15 protein-coding genes and 1 pseudogene are annotated in these 19,992 nt (G+C 42.6%); 1 reads left to right on the plus strand and 15 read right to left on the minus strand.

What is annotated here, in order from left to right:
• Positions 1-111: 111 nt before the first annotated feature.
• The 6 genes from hemL to hemA are packed head-to-tail and all read right to left on the minus strand — an operon-like array spanning position 112 to position 6,367.
• Positions 112-1,401: a glutamate-1-semialdehyde 2,1-aminomutase gene (gene hemL, locus ABC374_RS17305; protein WP_413019137.1), complete on the minus strand. Its 1,290-nt coding sequence runs from the start codon at positions 1,399-1,401 to the stop codon at positions 112-114.
• Between the two features lie 48 nt (positions 1,402-1,449).
• Entirely contained in the window at positions 1,450-2,445 is a 996-nt protein-coding gene (hemB, locus tag ABC374_RS17310) for a porphobilinogen synthase (RefSeq protein ID WP_413019139.1), read from the minus strand.
• 1 nt (position 2,446) lies between these two features.
• Positions 2,447-3,238, minus strand: coding sequence for a uroporphyrinogen-III synthase (locus tag ABC374_RS17315; protein ID WP_413019141.1), 792 nt, complete (start codon positions 3,236-3,238; stop codon positions 2,447-2,449).
• The gene (hemC, locus tag ABC374_RS17320; RefSeq protein WP_137020109.1) at positions 3,238-4,170 is read right to left on the minus strand and encodes a hydroxymethylbilane synthase; all 933 of its coding nucleotides are present in this window, start codon (positions 4,168-4,170) and stop codon (positions 3,238-3,240) included. Before hemC ends, ABC374_RS17315 begins: the two co-directional genes overlap by 1 nt.
• 9 nt (positions 4,171-4,179) lie before the next feature.
• Positions 4,180-5,010 (minus strand): cytochrome C assembly family protein, encoded by an 831-nt coding sequence (locus tag ABC374_RS17325; protein ID WP_350299627.1) that lies wholly within the window; start codon positions 5,008-5,010, stop codon positions 4,180-4,182.
• Positions 5,011-5,020: 10 nt separating this feature from the next.
• A complete protein-coding gene (gene hemA / locus ABC374_RS17330) occupies positions 5,021-6,367 on the minus strand; it encodes a glutamyl-tRNA reductase (protein ID WP_350299628.1) in 1,347 nt (448 codons plus the stop codon).
• Between the two features lie 254 nt (positions 6,368-6,621).
• Here hemA and ABC374_RS17335 point away from each other — a divergent pair, with 254 nt between their 5' ends.
• Entirely contained in the window at positions 6,622-7,104 is a 483-nt protein-coding gene (locus ABC374_RS17335; RefSeq protein WP_101222808.1) for a LiaI-LiaF-like domain-containing protein, read from the plus strand.
• Positions 7,105-7,163: 59 nt separating this feature from the next.
• Here the strand turns inward: ABC374_RS17335 and yihA are convergent, their stop codons facing one another.
• The 9 genes and pseudogenes from yihA to leuB all read right to left on the minus strand — a co-directional run bounded on the left by yihA (position 7,164) and on the right by leuB (position 19,989).
• Positions 7,164-7,745, minus strand: a complete 582-nt coding sequence (yihA, locus tag ABC374_RS17340; protein WP_034308918.1) for a ribosome biogenesis GTP-binding protein YihA/YsxC — start codon at positions 7,743-7,745, stop codon at positions 7,164-7,166.
• Positions 7,742-10,063, minus strand: coding sequence for an endopeptidase La (gene lon / locus ABC374_RS17345; protein ID WP_137020107.1), 2,322 nt, complete (start codon positions 10,061-10,063; stop codon positions 7,742-7,744). Before lon ends, yihA begins: the two co-directional genes overlap by 4 nt.
• Positions 10,064-10,318: 255 nt before the next feature.
• The gene (gene lonB, locus ABC374_RS17350; protein ID WP_350299629.1) at positions 10,319-11,989 is read right to left on the minus strand and encodes an ATP-dependent protease LonB; all 1,671 of its coding nucleotides are present in this window, start codon (positions 11,987-11,989) and stop codon (positions 10,319-10,321) included.
• 407 nt (positions 11,990-12,396) lie between these two features.
• Positions 12,397-13,665: an ATP-dependent protease ATP-binding subunit ClpX gene (gene clpX / locus ABC374_RS17355; RefSeq protein WP_101222811.1), complete on the minus strand. Its 1,269-nt coding sequence runs from the start codon at positions 13,663-13,665 to the stop codon at positions 12,397-12,399.
• 430 nt (positions 13,666-14,095) lie between these two features.
• A complete protein-coding gene (gene tig, locus ABC374_RS17360; RefSeq protein WP_101222812.1) occupies positions 14,096-15,388 on the minus strand; it encodes a trigger factor in 1,293 nt (430 codons plus the stop codon).
• A 184-nt stretch (positions 15,389-15,572) separates the two neighbouring features.
• Positions 15,573-16,607: a tetratricopeptide repeat protein gene (locus tag ABC374_RS17365; protein ID WP_413019146.1), complete on the minus strand. Its 1,035-nt coding sequence runs from the start codon at positions 16,605-16,607 to the stop codon at positions 15,573-15,575.
• Between the two features lie 160 nt (positions 16,608-16,767).
• Positions 16,768-17,367, minus strand: coding sequence for a 3-isopropylmalate dehydratase small subunit (leuD, locus tag ABC374_RS17370; protein ID WP_241593815.1), 600 nt, complete (start codon positions 17,365-17,367; stop codon positions 16,768-16,770).
• A gap of 28 nt (positions 17,368-17,395) precedes the next feature.
• Complete coding sequence (gene leuC / locus ABC374_RS17375; RefSeq protein ID WP_413019149.1) at positions 17,396-18,805, minus strand: 3-isopropylmalate dehydratase large subunit; 1,410 nt, start codon at positions 18,803-18,805, stop codon at positions 17,396-17,398.
• A gap of 70 nt (positions 18,806-18,875) precedes the next feature.
• Positions 18,876-19,989: pseudogene (gene leuB / locus ABC374_RS17380) on the minus strand (3-isopropylmalate dehydrogenase).
• Between the last annotated feature and the right edge of the window lie 3 nt (positions 19,990-19,992).

The raw sequence follows: 19,992 nt of genomic DNA on the forward strand, positions 1-19,992 counted from the left end.
TACTGATTGAATTCAAAAAAACTGGCTGCCATTCTCCAAAAGTTTTTGGAAAATGGTAGCCAGTTCAAATTTATCATTATTCAATATATCGGTAGTTCATGAAGCCTTGCATCATTTTTTTAATTTTGCAAAAGCCTGTTCTGCCGCTGTAATGGTTTTTTCGATATCTTCATCACTATGTGCAGTGGAAAGAAATAAACCTTCAAACTGTGACGGCGGCAAGTAGATGCCTTGATTCGCCATTTCCCTATAGTAAGAAGCAAAGAACTCTAAATCGGATGTTTTTGCTGTATCATAGTTTACGACTTCTTCATTCGTAAAGAAAAGTCCAATCATGGAACCGGCACGGTTGAATGTATGGGGAACTCCGTACTTTTCCGCTGCTTCCCCAATACCTTTTTCGAGCATGTCCCCTTTTCGGGTGAACTCATCATAAGATTCTGGAGTCAATTGGCTCAGCGTTTCAAGGCCTGCCGTCATGGCAAGAGGGTTACCCGACAATGTTCCCGCTTGATAGATTGTCCCACTCGGGGCAATTTGTTCCATGAATTCTCGCTTGCCTCCGAATGCTCCTACAGGCAAGCCGCCGCCAATAACTTTCCCAAGGCAAGTCAGGTCAGATACGATGTCAAAATAGCCTTGTGCACAATTATAGCCGACACGGAACCCTGTCATAACTTCGTCAAAGATCAATAGAGCCCCGTATTGGGTCGTCACTTCACGTAAGCCTTCGAGGAAACCAGGTTGTGGCGGAACCACACCCATGTTCCCTGCAACAGGTTCTACGATGATACAGGCAATGTCTTCGCCAAATTGTTCAAATGCGTATTTGGTCGCAGCTAGATCATTATATGCTACTGTAATCGTATTTTTTGCGATGCCTTCCGGTACTCCCGGGCTATCCGGTAAACCTAATGTCGCAACCCCGGAACCCGCCTTGATCAGCAAGGAATCGCCATGGCCATGATAGGAGCCTTCGAATTTCAGGATTTTATCACGGCCTGTAATGCCTCGTGCCAGCCTTAGTGCACTCATCGTCGCTTCGGTACCTGAAGATACCATACGGATCATTTCAATCGAAGGCACTCGTTCAATAACCAACTTGGCCAGTTCATTCTCAATCAGCGTCGAGGCTCCAAAGCTTGTACCTGACTCCGCTACCTTTTTCAATGATTCCACGACACGGTCATTCGTGTGACCCAGGATAAGCGGTCCCCATGAAAGAACATAGTCGATATATTCATTTCCATCGATATCATACATTTTTGAGCCTTTTCCACGCTCCATGAATATGGGGTCCATGTCCACAGATTTGAAGGCGCGCACCGGGCTGTTCACGCCGCCTGGCATCAAATTTTTTGCTTCGGCAAACGCTTTTTTCGATTTTTCATATGACCGCATGATTCAATCCCCTTTTTCCATTACAGGTTATATTTTTTATATCATTGATTATCTTTGATTATCTTCGTTTATCCAGCGTGCTACCTCTTTTGAAAAATACGTAATGATCAAGTCGGAACCTGCGCGTTTCAAGCCTGTCAGCATTTCCATCACTATCGCTTTTTCATCAATCCAGCCATTTTGGGCAGCTGCCTTAACCATTGAATATTCACCGCTGACATTATAGGAAACAATAGGAAGATTAAAGTTATTCTTAACGTCCCTGATGATGTCCATGTAGGAAAGGGCCGGTTTCACAATTAGGAAGTCCGCACCTTCAGCAACATCGGATTCAGCTTCACGGAATGCTTCAAGGCGATTGGCGGGATCCATTTGGTATGTTTTCCTGTCGCCGAATTGTGGCGCACCATTTGCGGCATCACGGAATGGGCCGTAAAAAGCCGAAGCATATTTCACCGCATAGGACATGATCGGAATATCTTCATAACCCGCTTCATCCAGACCTGCACGGATGGCCGCAACGAAACCGTCCATCATGTTGGAAGGTGCAATGATATCGGCGCCGGCCTCTGCCTGGCTGATTGCCGTTTTGGCAAGAAGGTCAAGTGAAGCGTCATTGAGGATTTTTTCCCCTTCCACGACCCCGCAATGGCCATGGCTTGTATACTCACATAGGCAGGTATCCGCTATGACAATAACATCAGGATATTGTTTTTTAATAAAACGGGTTGCCTCTTGGACAAGTCCGTTATGGTGAAATGCCCCTGTGCCCTGTTCGTCTTTATCATGATCGAAAGGGACACCGAATAAAATGACTGATTTAATGCCCAGACTCACGACTTCATCCATTTCGGCCCCCAGATTATCCATGGATAGCTGATGGATACCTGGCATGGAGTTGATCTCATTTTTCACATTTTCTCCGTCGATGACGAAGATCGGATAGATCAAATCCTCTTTATGCAATTGTGTTTCACGGACTAAAGCCCTCATGCCAGCACTTGCACGCAAGCGACGGTGGCGATTGAATGGAATGTTTTTCATTTTAAAGTTCCTCCTTTTTACTTCTTTTCAAAATGAAGCGTATTAACTCCGCAACCATGGCATCCGTTGTATAAATATCTGGACAGACATTGACGGATAGCCCATGTTTTTCAGCCGTTTTAGCGGCAATCGGCCCGATGCAGGCGATGATGATCCGGTCTATGTATGTATCCAATTCATGGCGTTTCATGATCTGTAAAAAATGATTGACCGTCGATGAACTCGTAAAGGTTATGATGTCGATATCATCGTTCTTAATAAGCTGCACCAGTTTTTTTTCACTGCTTCGAGGAAGCACGGTATGATAAATAATCACTTCATCACAGGATGCACCAGCTTCATTGATTGCCTCCGCAATAACCGCCCTTGCGAGATTTCCTTTTGCCAGCAACACGCGGGACCCTTTATCAAGCAGGGCATTGAACTCCGCCACGAACCCTTCGGCAACAAACTGAGTTGGAACGAAATCCGCCTTATATCCATGACGTTTCAGTGCCGCTTCTGTTTTGGAGCCGATTACGGCTATTTTCGGAAGCTTTAAAGGCTGGTTACCAAGAAGCTTAAAGAAGAAATCCACCCCATTTTGACTTGTCAGAATGATCCAGTCATATGTAAGCAACTCATCTAACCGCTGTTGTACATCTTCCAAATGATCAGGAAGAGTGAACTCAAGCAATGGCACAAGAAGCGGCGTTCCGCCATTTTTTGCGATCGACTCTTTTAAACCATCTGCCTGTCCTTTCCCTCTGGTGATTAATACCTGATAATCCTTAAGAGGTTGAAAGGGATTCATTACTGATCAAGCTCTTCTTTTACGCGATCGATCAATTCTTTACCGCCCATTTCGCTAATCTGTTTGGCAGCAGCATGCCCAACCGCCTCGGGATCGGTTCCCTCAACCATTTCTTTATAAATAACCTTGCCATCCGGGGCAGCGACCAAAGCCGTCAAGGAAACGGATCCATTATCTTTTGCCACCGCAAATCCGGCAATCGGCACCTGGCATCCGCCTTCCATTTTATCCAAAAAGGCACGTTCCGCTTCAACCGTTCTTTTCGTTTTTTCACAGGTCAATTTCGCAAGTTCCGCCAGCAGCTCTTTGTCGTCTTCGCGGCACTCAATGGAAAGTGCTCCTTGTCCAACTGCCGGAATGCAAATATCTTCATCTAAAAATTCCGTTACGATGTCCTTCTCCCATCCCATTCTTGATAGTCCGGCAGCAGCTAAAATGATAGCATCATAATCTTCCGTTTTCAGCTTATTCAGACGGGTATCGATATTACCGCGAATCCATTTAATTTCAAGGTCCGGCCTTCTAGCCAATATTTGCGCGCCACGCCGCAAGCTGCTTGTACCTATGATGGAACCCGGCTTCAGTTCGGAAAGGGTTTCATGATTTTTTGAAATCAAGGCATCCCGATGGTCCTCCCTCGGTGGTATACAGCCAATCGTCAAGCCCGGAGGCAGCACTGCAGGCATATCTTTCATACTATGTACTGCCATATCAATTTCTTTATCCAGCATCGCTTGTTCGATTTCTTTAACGAATAAGCCTTTTCCGCCTACCTTTGAAAGTGTTACATCAAGGATTTGGTCACCCTTTGTGACAATTTCCTTCACCTCGAACTCGTATGGGACCCCAAGCTCTTTAAGTTGATCGATAACCCAGTTCGTTTGGGTGATCGCTAATTTACTACGTCTAGAACCGACAATTATTTTTCTCATAGTTTCCTCCTATGTATTCCAAAAGTGGAATGTTGAAAGGCTTCCGAAAAGGAAAAAGTTAATTAACACAATCATGAAAGATCCAATATTCAGAAAGGCTAGCGTCCTTCCATACATTTGTTTCCGAATTTTCAAGTATAAAAACACACTGTAAGCGATAAGCAAAATAAATGAGCCGATGATCTTCATGTCCAGCCAGGATACCCCAGGAACTTTTATATATGCCCATTGAATCCCCAGGATAAGGGAAACCACTAATAATGGAACACCTATTACTGCGAGGACATAAGACATTTGCTCGAGCTTTGTTAGATCGCCGAGTCGAAGCAGGCGTTTTCCCCATTTCTTCCGTTTCAATAAATCATATTGGATTAAGTATAAAAGTGAAAAAACGAAAGAAAGCGTGAATGCCCCATATGATAGGATGGCAAAAGTGATATGTATGAGCAGTAGCTCTGAAACCAGGCGCTGTGCAAGCACTTGAGATTCTATCTGAACAGGTGCAAAGGTATGGATGGCCATAACCATGAAACCTAATACATTCGTAAAAAAGACAATAAAATCGACTCTTAGCAATCGGTTAATGATTAAAGATAACGATATGAGGACCCATGCATAAAAATATAATCCTTCAAAAATCGTCAATACCGGGAACCTTCCCGTTTTCAACACATACAGAAATAAAAAAATTGTTTGCAGTACCCAAACAATAGAAAGCAACCAGAAGGCGACCCTGTTCGCCTTCTGGTTATTATTGAGGAAATCGATAAAATATAAAAGCATACTGATGGCATACAACAATACAGTGGCTTCATGCAATCTTGTCATTAGTAATTCCATATCTACCTCATTACTGGACAGGAACTGGATTCAATAGGGATGACTTGGAGCTGTTCCGTTCTTTTTCATCCGCAACCAGCTGGTCTTCAATCAATTCCTCTAAATGGAAGATTTTCACGAAATTATTTAATTGCTCTTTTGCATTCGGCTCATCTGCCAGCTCTTTTGCATAAAGAATCGGATCTTTCAGCATTTGGTTGATGATGCTTTTCGTATGCTTGTTCAGAACTTTTTTGTCACGTTCGCTCAAATGCGGAAGCTTTCTTTCGATGCTTTCCATCGTTTCCTTTTGTATTGATAGGGATTTTTCCCTTAAAGAAGAAATGACGGGAACCACACCAAGTAAATTGATCCATTGATTGAAATCAACGATTTCTGATTCGATCATCAATTCTATTTTCTCGGCAGCTATTTTACGTTCTTCGATATTGGCTTGCACGATCCCTTCAAGATCGTCAATATCATACAAGAAGACATTTTCCAGCTCAGCCAATGTTGGATCGAGGTCACGCGGCACTGCGATATCGACCATGAAAATAGGACGGCCTTTACGAAGCTTATTGATGAATGACATCATTTCTTTTGTTACAAGGAGATCTTTTGATCCAGTGGAAGTAATCAGGATATCGGCTTCCACTAAAGCGCATTGCAGCTCTTGAAGCTGTTTCGCCGTACCATTGAATCTCTCCGCCAGGTCGACCGCTTTCTGAAAGGTGCGGTTAATGACTGTAATGCTGTCGGCACCATTGCTATGCAGATTTTGAATGGCCAGCTCACCCATCTTACCGGCCCCAAGAATCAAGACATTCTTGCCGTTCAGGCCTCCAAAGATTTTCTTGGCAAGCTCGACTGCCGCATAGCTGACGGAAACGGCATTTGTATTGATTTCGGTTTCCGAATGAGCTTTTTTAGCCAATGTAAGGGCTTGCTTGAAGAGATGGTTAAAAACGGTACCGATCGTATCTTCCTTCTGCCCTAACAGATAGCTCGAACGTACTTGTCCCAAAATCTGAGTTTCTCCCAGTATCATGGAATTCAAGCCGCAGGTAACTGAAAATAAATGCTCGACAGCCCCATCGCCTTCATAAATGAACAGATATTTAGAAAATTCTTCTTTATCGATATTAAACCATTCCGAAAGAAATTCCTTTATATAATACCTGCTTGTATGAAGCTGATCACCGACCGCATAAATTTCCGTCCTGTTACACGTTGAAATAATAATATTTTCCAAGATGCTTTTTTTATTTTTAAGAGCTTTCATTGCCTCGGCAAGTTCGGCTTCGTTAAACGATAGTTTTTCCCGAATTTCTACAGGGGCAGTTTTGTAATTTATACCAACCGCTAGAATATGCATCCTTTTGTTTTGCACCCCCAAAATTTTTCATGTAAATTTATTATACCATGTACTAAAATGGTTTTACGCAAATAATATGAACAGTTTATGAATAACGTATGCTACCATGAAAAGACAGCCGAAACGCCCGAAATGCTACAAAAGGTGTCTAAGCGGGATTGGTAAGTTACATACATATTTCGACATTGTGTACAAAAGTACCATATCAAAAATGGCAAAAAACTTCAAGTAATCGAATTGCATAGGAGGATAAAATGAAAACGCAGCGCATTTTCCCAGGAATCGTATTAATCGGTTTCGGGCTCTATTTTTTTCTTGAACATTCCCAAATCGAAATCTTTCCAGGCTTTTTCAGCTGGCCCACTTTATTATGTATAGTCGGTGCAGCCTTCCTGATTCAGGCATATAGCGGTAATGAATATGAGTCCATCCTGCCAGGCGTCATCTTACTGGGGTTCGGGGCTCACTTCCATATCGTCGAGAATCTGGATATTTGGCCGGATAATATAGGTATCTTTATTTTAATCATCTCGCTGGGATTTATTCTCCGGGCACGTAAAACAAATTCTGGAATGTTTCACGGGATGGTAATACTTCTCATCTCGATCACTTTCTTATTCTATGATCAAATCACATCGTCTTTTGGGCTTGTTGAAACAAGTACTGCGAACATCGAAAGGTTTTGGCCATTTGCGTTGATGGCAATCGGCATTTATTTTTTGGTTCGAAAAAAGTGAGAATTGTTGCCGATTCCATAATGAAAAAGGGTATTCCAGATGCGGAATACCCTTTTCTTTTACATATATTTCTTAAGGACGCCCCAGGCTTGTTCCTTGCCTTCGCCTGTTTCACCAGAGAATAGAAGCAATTCATCTTCTTTTTCCATATTTAACGTTTGGCGTGTGATTTTCAAGTGTTTCTGCCATTTGCCTTTTGGAATCTTATCCGCTTTGGTTGCAATGACGATCCGGGGCAGATCATAATGCTTCAGGAATTCATACATCGCGATATCATCCTTTGTAGGCGGATGACGCAAATCCACAATCAGAAGCGCAGCGCGGAGCTGGTCTCTGGAAGTGAAGTACGTTTCGATCATTTTTCCCCAAGCATCACGTTCAGTCTTGGATACTTTCGCATAACCATAACCCGGTACATCCACAAAATGGAGTGCTTCATTTATGATATAAAAATTCAAGGTTTGCGTCTTACCCGGTTTAGAGGATGTGCGCGCCAAGTTTTTTCGATTGATCATTTTGTTGATGAAACTGGATTTCCCAACGTTGGAACGGCCTGCCAAGGCAAATTCCGGTATTGGAGTATTGGGATATTGTTCAGGTTTCACAGCACTGATGACAATATCTGAACTCGTCACTTTCATTCGTTCACACCTACCAATGCATGCTCAAGGACTTCATCGACGTGTGAAACTGGAACAAATGTTAATGCTTTACGGACACTTTCCGGGATATCATCAATATCCTTTTCGTTATTTTGCGGAATGATGATTTTCGTAAGTCCTGCGCGATGGGCCGCTAAAGATTTTTCTTTAAGCCCGCCGATCGGAAGAACCCGTCCGCGTAATGTAATTTCGCCTGTCATGCCTACCTCTTTTCTGATCGGCCTATTTGTAAGGGCCGATATTAACGCTGTTGCAATCGTGATGCCTGCAGAAGGGCCATCTTTTGGGACCGCACCTTCAGGGACATGAATATGAATATCATATTTTTCATGGAAGTTCGCATCAATCTGAAGTTTCTCGGTTTTTGAACGGACATAACTGAAAGCAGCCTGGGCCGACTCTTTCATTACATCGCCAAGCTTTCCTGTCAGGATCAGCTTGCCTTTACCTGGTGATAAGGAAACCTCGATTTGCAGCGTATCGCCGCCTACCGATGTGTATGCCAATCCATTAGCTACACCAACTTGGTTCTCGACCTCCGCCTGTCCATAATGGAACATGGTTTTCCCTAAAAACTCCTCGACATTCTTTTCTGATATGACGACCCGCTTTTTATCTCCGGACACGATGATTTTTGCAGTCTTCCGACAGATGCCTGCAAGCTGTCGCTCCAAACTTCGAACACCGGCCTCCCGAGTGTAATAACGGATGATTTTTGTAAGAGCTTCCTCACGGATTTGCAGTTGTGTCTTCAATAAACCATGGTTTTCCAGCTGTCTAGGCAGCAAGTGATCCTTGGCTATATGAAGTTTCTCTATCTCAGTATAACCTGCAATCGAAATGATTTCCATACGATCACGAAGCGGGCCAGGAATCGATCCCAAATTATTCGCCGTCGCCACGAACATGACTTTGGAAAGATCGTAAGTTTCTTCAATATAATGATCACTGAAATTATGATTTTGCTCTGGATCGAGCACCTCCAGCATCGCTGCAGATGGATCTCCCCTAAAGTCATTGGACATCTTATCCACTTCGTCCAGTAAAAAGACTGGATTGATCGTTCCAGCTTTTTTCATGCCTTGAATGATCCTTCCTGGCATCGCCCCTACATATGTACGGCGATGTCCGCGGATTTCTGATTCATCGCGCACCCCACCTAAAGATATACGGACGAAATTCCTATTCAGCGATGAAGCGATCGATTTGGCCAAGCTGGTTTTCCCGACCCCTGGCGGTCCCACCAAGCAAAGGATCGGTCCTTTCAATGAATTGGTCAATTGCTGGACGGCCAGATACTCAAGCACCCGCTCCTTCACCTTTTCCAAACCATGATGGTCCCGGTTCAGGATTTTTTCGGCTTTATGAATATTCAAGTCATCTTTGGTCGCTTTGGTCCAAGGAAGCGAGATCAACCATTCGATATAATTGCGGATGACAGAACTTTCGGCCGAGCTGGAAGGAACCTTTTCATAACGGTCCAATTCCTTTAGTGCCGTTTCTTTGATGTGCTCAGGCATTTCCGCTTCTTCTATCTTTTCGTTGAGAACCTCAATTTCCCCTGTTTTTCCTTCTTTATCTCCCAATTCCTTTTGGATCGCTTTCATTTGTTCTCGTAAATAATATTCCTTTTGAGTCCGTTCCATCGAACGCTTAACACGCTGGCCGATCTTTTTCTCGAGAAAAAGAACTTCTTTCTCGTTATTGATGATCTCGATTACTCGGCTTAAACGCTCCTTCATATCAATGGTCTCAAGCACTTCTTGCTTCTCCTTCAATTTCAAAGGCAAATGGGAAGCGATTATATCCGCTAATCGTCCAGGCTCTTCAATATCCGAAGTGGAAGAAAACGTTTCACCGGTTATTTTCTTGGACATTTTTATGTATTGTTCAAAATAATCCAGTAGAGTGCGCATTAATGCCTGATGTTCAGCATCCTTTTCATCACTGTCTTCATATATTTTAATCTTGGCACCATAATGTGTCTCATAATCGTAAAATTCAATGACTTCTGCGCGGTTCAACCCTTCCACCAACACCCGGATTGTACCATTTGGAAGCTTCAGCATCTGTTTTACCTTTGTTAAAGTTCCCATTGTAAATAAATCTTCTTCACCTGGTTCGTCCAACGAAACATCTTGTTGTGTCGTCAAAAATATAAGATGGTCTTCCACCATTGCTTTCTCAAGGGCTTGTACCGATTTATCTCGGCCTACATCTAAATGAAGTACCATCGTTGGATATACAAGCAGTCCTCTAAGCGGCAGGAGGGGGACGATGATTTCTTTATCAGTCATTTCCTGACACCTCCATCTAATTAGTATCGTCGTTGTAAACTATTTACCCATGTTCTCAACCTTTTAACAATTCTATCCTATTTATATAGAAGTGTCTATTCGTTTACCTTAACACGTTTCGACTGCTATTATTATCTCCAATATTAGATAAAAAAGCACGTCTGAATGCGTGTTTATTTTTACTTCAGGTTTGTCCGGAACGCTAATATGGTCCTTAAAATGCCCCGGTTCTTGTTTTTAGCCGGGGCATTTCCTTTATACACTTTCTTTTTTTGATAGGTCCAAGGTTGTGAGGATTTGTTCCGACATCAATTCTTTTTTCAGTGCCTGATCCAGCACTTCTTTCACATTCGAAACGGGAATGATTTCTATATCCTTGATTTCAGATAGAAGTGGCTGCATGTTTTCGGCTGGGACGATTACTTTCTTTGCCCCGGCCAGTTTTGCTGCCTTGATTTTCGGAATGACACCGCCGATCGGTTTAACGCCGCCATGAATGCTTATTTCTCCAGTCATCGCCACTGTGTGATCAACAGGGATTTTATATATGGCCGAGTATATGCCTGTGGCCATTGCAATTCCTGCAGAAGGGCCATCTACTGGACTTCCGCCCGGAAAGTTCACATGGATATCGAATTGATCGGCAGGCACTCCCATCGACCGCAAAACCGTAATGACATTTTCAATTGAACCTTTTGCCATGCTCTTGCGGCGAATCGATTTGCCGCTTCCGCCGCCGATACTTTCTTCTTCAACGATGCCAGTAATGTTTATCGATCCTTTTTCATCAGTAGCGGCCATGACCGTAACCTCGATTTCCAGCAACGCCCCGCTGTTGGGACCATAAACTGCAAGACCGTTGACAAGACCTATTTTAGAATTCGCTTCTATTTTCCTGTCCATTCTTTGGGTCAGCTGGCTGCTATGGGCCATCCAATCTATATCTTCTTCTCTGATAAAAGTCCTGTTTTCATTAATTGATATTCCAGAAAGAGTCTGAATCATGTTGACAGCTTCCCTGCCATTCCGGGCATAATCCGAGATCGACTGCAAGCCTTTTTCACTGATGGTGATCCCCACTTTATCTGAAGCATTCTTAGCCACGGTGATTATTTCTTCCCGGTCAAGTTCACGGAAAAACACTTCTATGCATCTTGAACGTATCGCAGGCGCGATTTCATTTGGTGTTCTAGTTGTGGCTCCAATCAATCGAAAGTCAGCCGGCAGTCCATTTTTAAAAATATCATGGATGTGAGTGGGAATATTTTGATTTTCCTCTTGATAATAAGCACTTTCCAGAAAGACCTTACGATCCTCCAATACCTTTAACAGTTTATTCATCTGTATTGGATGAAGCTCCCCTATTTCATCTATGAAAAGTACGCCTCCATGAGCATTGCTGACTGCACCCTGCTTTGGCTGCGGAATGCCTGCCTGTCCCATTGCCCCGGCTCCTTGATAGATTGGATCGTGCACAGAACCAATAAGCGGATCGGCAATCCCCCGTTCATCGAACCTGGCTGTGGTGGCGTCCAATTCAACGAAAACGGCTGAATTCTTAAAAGGGGACTTGCCATTTTTCTTCGCCTCTTCCAAAACAAGTCTGGCAGCTGCCGTTTTCCCTACCCCTGGAGGACCGTAAATTATCACATGCTGGGGATTCGGCCCGCACAAAGCAGCTTTTAAAGATTTAATCCCATCTTCTTGACCGATGATTTCATTAAATGTGCTTGGTCTGACTTTCTCTGCCAATGGCTCTGTTAACGAAATCGATCTCATCTTCCGTAATTGGTCCATCTCCTTACGTGAATCTCGGTCAATGGAAACTTTTTGTGTCCGCTGGCCTTTCAATAAGTTCAAAAAATACAATCCAATAATAATCCCAAAAAACAGCTGGATAAACAACGCCAATCCTGTCCAATTCATCGTATTCCCTCCTGCTCTCTCCTAGTTTGTCATTTCTGTTAGTATCTCCTTTGGAAGGGCGAAATTATCCAAGAAATTCGTGTTGAAAATTTGGCGTTTTTATCCTAAATAACAACAATCTGAAAAAAAGACAAAGAAAAAGACTGCCGGGATGAACTGGCAGTCTCAGACTGTAAACAACTCGAAATTAACTGGTTTTACCCTACTATTTTGAGGTTTTAACGTTGATTGGAACGTAGGGCACTCGCTTTCCGCGGGCGGTCCGGGAGCCTCCTCGGCGCTCTGCGCCTGCGGAGGCTCCCTTGGACGCGTATTCCCGCAGGAGTCTCGTACCTTCCGTTACAATCAACTTTGGTCTATAAAAAAAGACTGCCAGATGAACTGGCAGTCTTTCTATTCCTTATAAATCAAGCAGATGTTTTCTTTTCTTGTCCTTTGATGGTTGTACCGTCTTTAAGGACGAGCTTTGGAGATTCGTTTTTCGAAATCGTGCTGCCTGTGATTACACATTTTGCAACATCATCACGTGAAGGCAGGTCGAACATCACTTCAAGAATGATGCCTTCGATGATGGATCGCAGACCACGTGCACCAGTTTTACGTTCAATTGCCTTTTTAGCAATTTCACTTAGCGCTTCCTGTTCGAATTCCAATTCAACATCGTCAAGCTCAAGCAACTTTTGATATTGTTTAACAAGGGCATTTTTCGGTTTTGTCAGGATTTCGATCAAAGCAGCTTCATCCAATTGCTCAAGAGTCGCAATTACCGGAAGACGTCCGATGAATTCCGGAATTAAACCGAAACGAAGCAAGTCTTCAGGAAGGACTTTGGAAAGCAATTCTTTTTCTGCAACATCATCCTTCTTCACGTCAGAGCCAAAACCAATGACTTTTTGACCAAGACGGCGTTTGATGATCGGTTCGATGCCATCAAAGGCACCGCCGCAGATGAACAAAATATTGGTCGTATCGATTTGGATGAATTCCTGATGTGGATGTTTACGTCCACCTTGAGGCGGAACGCTTGCAACCGTTCCTTCAAGGATTTTCAATAATGCTTGTTGCACACCTTCACCTGACACGTCACGTGTAATAGAAGGATTTTCTGATTTACGGGCAACTTTATCGATTTCATCAATATAAATGATGCCTTTTTCCGCTTTTTCCACATCATAATCAGCGGCTTGGATCAGCTTTAGAAGGATGTTTTCGACATCTTCCCCAACATATCCAGCTTCCGTCAATGAAGTGGCATCAGCAATCGCAAAAGGAACATTCAGTAATCGCGCCAATGTTTGCGCAAGAAGGGTTTTCCCGCTTCCCGTCGGTCCTATCAGGGCGATGTTACTTTTAGAAAGCTCCACATCGTCGACTTTGCTATTGGAATTGATACGTTTATAATGGTTGTAAACAGCGACAGCCAAAGATTTCTTTGCCTGTTCTTGTCCAATCACATATTCGTCAAGAATTTCACGGATTTCCATAGGTTTAGGAACATCCCTGAATTCTACTTCTTCATCAGTGCCCAGCTCTTCTTCGACGATCTCCGTACAAAGTTCTATACACTCGTCACAAATATAGACACCTGGACCAGCAACCAGTTTACGGACTTGTTCTTGTGTTTTACCGCAAAAAGAACATTTTAACTGTCCTTTTTCATCATTAAATTTAAACATGTACGTTCACCCCTTTAAATACTCTTCCAACTCTATTACATAGCGGTACCCAATCGTATTGAAAAAAACTAGGCACACATCTACTTAAGCATTCCAAAATCCCTAGTATGTTTTGCATTTTATCATGTTCTTGGAAGTTTAGTAACAAAAATGCTCACGCGTCCGAGTTGTTAAATAAGTACAATAATCAATCAATATGTATTTGCCCTTTACCAGTATGCCCAAAACTTTGGATTTTTAAAAGCAGGATTTGCTGTATAAATATGTATATGCGGTATTAGAACTAATCTACACTGAAATCCAAAAAAAATCAATCAGGAAATTACCGATATTTGAAATTTACACTAATTCTCAATATGTATAAAACAAGGCACGATTACTCGCGCCTTGTTTTTTTAAGGAAATATTTAAATCTACTTATTTATAAAAATTATTTTGCGTCAACTGTTTTGCTGTTTTCTACCAAGAAGTCAATTGCTTTCTTAATTTTAAGATCGCCTTTGATTCCTTCTAAGTTTCCAAGAGCTTGTTTGATCGCATCAACTTCCATATTGTACATAGTAGCCATTTGTGCAAGTTCAGCTTCTACATCTTCGTCAGTCGCTTCAAGTTTTTCAACTTCAGCGATTGCTTCAAGAGTTAGGCTCGTACGAACTTGTCCTTCAGCTTCTTCTTTCATTTGCGCTTTTAAAGCTTCTTCGTCTTGACCTGAGAATTGGTAGTAAAGTTCCAAATTCAGACCTTGAGATTGAATGCGTTGAGAGAACTCATTCATCATGCGGTCAACTTCATTTGAAATCATCGCTTCAGGAACATCCATTTCTGCCCCTTCAACAGCTTTACCAATTACAGTGTTTTGAATGAAGTTTTCTTCTTCGTGTTTTTTGTCATGCTCTAATTTATGTTTTGTTTTTTCTTTAAGTTCAGCCAAAGTTTCCACTTCGTCGTCGACATCTTTCGCGAACTCATCATCCAACTCAGGAAGTTGTTTTGTTTTGATTTCATGAATTTTCACTTTGAATACTGCTGGTTTACCTGCAAGTTCAGCAGCATGGTATTCTTCAGGGAATGTAACTTCGATATCTTTTTCAGCACCAGTTTCAAGACCGACAAGTTGCTCTTCAAATCCTGGAATGAAAGAGTTTGAACCGATTTCCAATGAATGGTTTTCTGAAGCTCCACCTTCGAATGCTTCACCATCAACGAATCCTTCAAAGTCAAGAACAACTGTATCGCCTTCAGCAACTTGTCCTTCTTCTTTAACGACAAGCTCAGCTTGACGCTCTTGTAAAGTTTTCAATTCGTTTTCAACATCTTCGTCAGTTACTTCAGTATTGAATTTTTCAACTTCAACACCTTTGTAATCTCCCAATTTAACTTCAGGCTTAACTGTTACAGTTGCAGTGAAGATCAGGTTTTCGCCTTTTTCCATTTTCTCGATGTCGATTTCAGGACGATCTACAGGCTGAATTCCAGCTTCTTCGACAGCATTTGCATAAGCATCTGGAAGAATGATATCAAGCGCATCTTGGTAAAGTGATTCTACGCCGAATTTTTTTTCGAACATTTGACGTGGCATTTTACCTTTACGGAAGCCAGGTACATTTACTTGTTTCACTACTTTTTTGAAAGCTGCGTCTAAACCTTCGTTTACTTTTGCAGCGTCAACTTCAATTGTTAGTACGCCTTGATTACCTTCTTGTTTTTCCCATTTTACAGACATGTGTTTCCCTCCAAAAAATCTATATACTTCAATAATAAGCATTGGATGAATATGCTTTGCAAGTGTTAACAAGTCATCCTTCAAATATACCCAAAAAATATTGGGGAAATCGTCAAAATTAGACGAATATACATTACAACCACTACATTATACCACAGGATTAATCTGTTACAACAGCAATAGCTTAAATAATGGGATAAGAAATTTCTTCAATTTCTTTTATATAGGAAAGAATATCCGTAATGCTTTCCTCATCAGCTTGGTACAGGTCCGCTAAGTCCCTACCGAAAACTTCCCCGGTCATGTATTCTTCCGCCAAGGCATGATAGGCAGCTGCCCATGCAGGCAAGCTTTCAGGTCCGGGTTCAAGAGGAAACAATAAAAAAGAATGACGTTCAATCAAACTATGGACCATTTCAAATAAGCTCGGATTATCCTGACTGATTTCCGCTTCGGTCAGTCCGGTTACCTTCTTATAGAAGTCCGTCTCCTTCAAACTTTTCAATTCCCTTGGTATGACCGACTTCGATTGATTGAATTTCCTCAACGTCACTTCCTCGTTATATTCCTGGTCGATAAGGATGTTAAGGAGCATCGTTTTAAAGAAAGGGTGTCCTTCATCTTTTTGTAGAAATTTTTCGATTTGAGGGATAAATGGTCGAATATTGATATTCGTGAGTTTTGAAATGACCATTAGCATTTCATTATCCGTTTTCCCTTCAAAAAGTTCATCCTCCTGCAATTCCTCTGAAAGCTGCTGATTTTGCCTTTCCTTCTCCTCTTTTTTATCCTCAAGGGCCCTTTTACTGAACTGAAGCATCTTTTCGAAATGTTCCTCTTTATCAAAAGGAATTTGGCTTTCTTCAAATAGCAGTTCGATCGTCGTGACCATTTCCTGATGCTCGCCTAATTGCAGAAGTACCATCAAATAAATATTGATCAGTTGAAAATAGTCACCTATGCCTTTATTCAGCATCTCTATACACAACTCTTTTGACTCCTTGTAACGCTCAATTTCGACTAGTGAGACCACTAGCCCCATGCAAACTTCATCATTCTCGGGCTCATACTCCCTGGCTTGGCTGAAAAGCTGTGCAGCCGCTTTAAAGTTTCTGTTTCCAAGCTCATCCAATCCCTTTGCAATCAGCCTTTCACCGAGATTTGGAAAGGCGATAATCTTGGTTTCTCCGGCCTTCTTTTGGTTATTCTCATTATCCATCCTATTTTCCGCCTCACCGTTCGCTTTTTGAAAAACAGTTTAGCATGTAATAGCAGGAAACACAAAATTTATATGGGCGGATGAACACCTTTCTTTCCCAGATAAAAAAATCCCGCATCCTTTCAAATTAAGAAAGGAGAACGGGATATGTCTTCTTCTATTAAATACTCGAAACCGCCTTTTTTTGAGATTCATAGGCAGAAATCTCTTTATCATATTGAAGCGTTATCGAAATTTCATCCCAGCCTTTGATGAGCATTTCCTTCCAATATGGATGAATTTCAAAGCTTGTTTCAAACCCTTGACCATCATTCAATGTCTGATTGGGAAGGTCGATCGTCAACTCATAGTCAGGTGCGGACACTCTCTCCATTAAATAGTTTACTTCAGCCTGGGTTAAAGCGATGGGGACCATGCCATTTTTCATGCAATTACTTTTAAAGATATCAGCATAAGACGGAGCGATGATGATATCGAATCCGTAGTCTTTCAATGACCAAGGGGCATGCTCACGTGAAGAACCGCAGCCAAAATTTTCTCCTGCTATTAAAATGGACGTGTTTTGATTATGAGGCTGATTCAATTCAAAATCAGGACGCTTCTTTCCATTTTCATCAAAACGCCAGTTATAGAATAAAAATTCGCCAAATCCGCTTCGCTCAATCCGTTTTAAAAATTGCTTTGGAATGATTTGGTCCGTATCCACGTTTTTACGGTCAAGTGCCGCCGCTCTTCCTTTATATATAGTAATTGGTTCCATTCTATGCACCTCCGGTTAATTCGTATTCTTAATGGACTTGTTCAGTTCTTTTCAAATTCCTAATATCGACAAATTTCCCATGAATGGCGGCCGCGGCAGCCATAGCCGGACTGACCAGGTGCGTTCTTGCTCCAGCGCCTTGCCTGCCTTCGAAGTTCCGATTACTTGTGGAGGCACAATGCTCACCGGCCGGAACCACGTCAGGATTCATGCTCAGGCACATGCTGCAGCCCGATTCACGCCATTCGAAGCCCGCAGATTTGAAAATTTCATCCAACCCTTCATCTTCCGCTTGCCTTTTGACGCTTTGTGAACCGGGAACGACCATCGCCCGAACTCCTTTTTGAACAGTCTGGCCTTCAATCATTTCTGCAGCTTGCCGTAAGTCCTCAATGCGTGAATTGGTACATGATCCTATGAAAACATGTTGTACGGGAATTTCCGTGATCGGCATTCCTTCCTTAAGACCCATATACTCAATGGCTCGATTCAGTTCCTTGGGATCCATGATATCTTCGGCGAAGGTAGGCACTTTACCGTCCACGCCACTAGCCATTCCAGGATTCGTCCCCCAGCTCACCATTGGTGGAATCAAACTGCCATCAAGAATGATTTCTTGGTCATAAACAGCATCCTCATCACTGGAAAGTGTCTTCCAGTCCTGAACACATCGTTCGAACTCTTCTCCTTTCGGCAAATATTTACGACCTTTCAAATAAGAGAACGTTGTTTCATCGGGAGCTACCAGCCCCGCTCTTGCCCCGCCTTCGATCGACATATTGCAAACCGTCATTCTCTCTTCCATCGACATATCCCGGAAAACTTCCCCGCAATACTCAATGATATGTCCAGTACCGAAATTGACGCCGAATTTAGAAATCACATATAAAATGACATCTTTCGCCATTACACCATGACCAAGCTTGCCATTAACTTCAAGCTTTAATGTTTTCGGTTTAGTTTGCCATAGGGTTTGTGTGGCCAAAACATGCTCGACCTCACTCGTACCGATTCCAAACGCAATCGACCCAAACGCACCATGTGTGGAAGTATGACTGTCTCCGCAGACAATCGTCATCCCTGGCTGTGTAAGCCCTAATTCCGGCCCGATAACGTGAACGATACCTTGATCCGGGCTGTCTAAATCAGCAAGGCGGATACCGAACTCCTTACAGTTTTGCTCAAGCGCCTCTAGTTGTTTCCTTGCAATGTCATCCTCGATGAAATAGCGATTAACGGTTGGCACATTATGATCCATTGTCGCGAAAGTACGGTCGGGTCTCCTGACTGTGCGTCCTTTTAATCTCAATCCTTCAAATGCTTGCGGAGAGGTCACTTCATGAATATATTGAAGGTCTATATAAATTAAATCCGGTTTATTCTCCTCTTCATTTACAATATGGCGATCCCATATTTTCTCTATTATCGACTTTCCCATCACTATCCCACCTCGATCAATCTTGTATTTTTTTAAAAAACACGGCCTAATGTTAGGCCGTGAAAGAAGTTTATGCGTAAGCTCCCATGATGTTGGAAATGGCTTCCTGGTCTAAAAGATTTGCTTTTATTTCTGCAATCATCTCTGTAGTTGACGTAATACTTGGTTGGCCATTTGCGATATCGCCTGTTCTTAAGCCATATTCAAGGACCGTTTCCACTGCCTGCTCAACAGCTTTCGCCTCATCTTCCAAACCAAAGGATAGACGCAGCATGGAGGCCGCTGATAAAATCGTCCCAATCGGATTAGCCAGGTTTTTGCCCGCGATATCCGGGGCGGAGCCATGAATCGGTTCATATAGATTAGGCCCACTTGTTGATATGGAGGCGGAAGGTAGCATTCCAAGCGAGCCAGTCAATACCGACGCTTCATCGCTTAAAATATCACCGAACATATTCTCCGTCACGATAATATCAAATTGTTTCGGGTTTTTGATCAATTGCATGGCTGCATTATCAACAAGCATATGTTCAAGAATTACATCCGGATAGTCCTTGGCAACTTCTTCAGCCGTCTCACGCCACATCCTGCTGGATTCAAGAACATTCGCTTTATCCACGGATGTTACTTTTTTCTTGCGATCCGATGCTATTGCAAAAGCAAGTTCAATGATGCGCTTCATTTCGCTTTTCTGATAGAAAAGTGTATCGACGACCGCCTCTTTCCCTTCTTTTTCAACGCGCTCACTTGGCTTTCCGAAATAAAGGCCGCCAGTTAGTTCCCTGACAATCACGAAATCCACATCTTCAATGAATTCCTTTTTAAGAGGAGAAGATTCCGACAAGCTGGAATAATAGCTGATTGGACGGATGTTGGCATAAAGATTCAAATCTTTTCGGATTTTCAACAAACCTCGTTCCGGTTCTTAGGTGCGCAGGCTGGTCATCCCACTTAGGTCCTCCAACGGCCCCTAATAATACCGCATCGCTGTTTTTACAAATCTCCACTGTTTCATCCGGCAGGGGTGAACCTGTGTTATCGATGGCCCCTCCGCCAATCTCACCATATTGAAATTCAAAATCGTGTCCATATCTTTGGGCAACGGCTTCGAGGATTTCTACAGCGCCTCTTGTTACTTCTTTCCCGATGCCATCTCCTTGAAGCACCGCAATATTCCTTTTCATCGA

The organism is Peribacillus phoenicis (genome assembly GCF_047238085.1).
GTDB lineage: Bacteria > Bacillota > Bacilli > Bacillales > DSM-1321 > Peribacillus.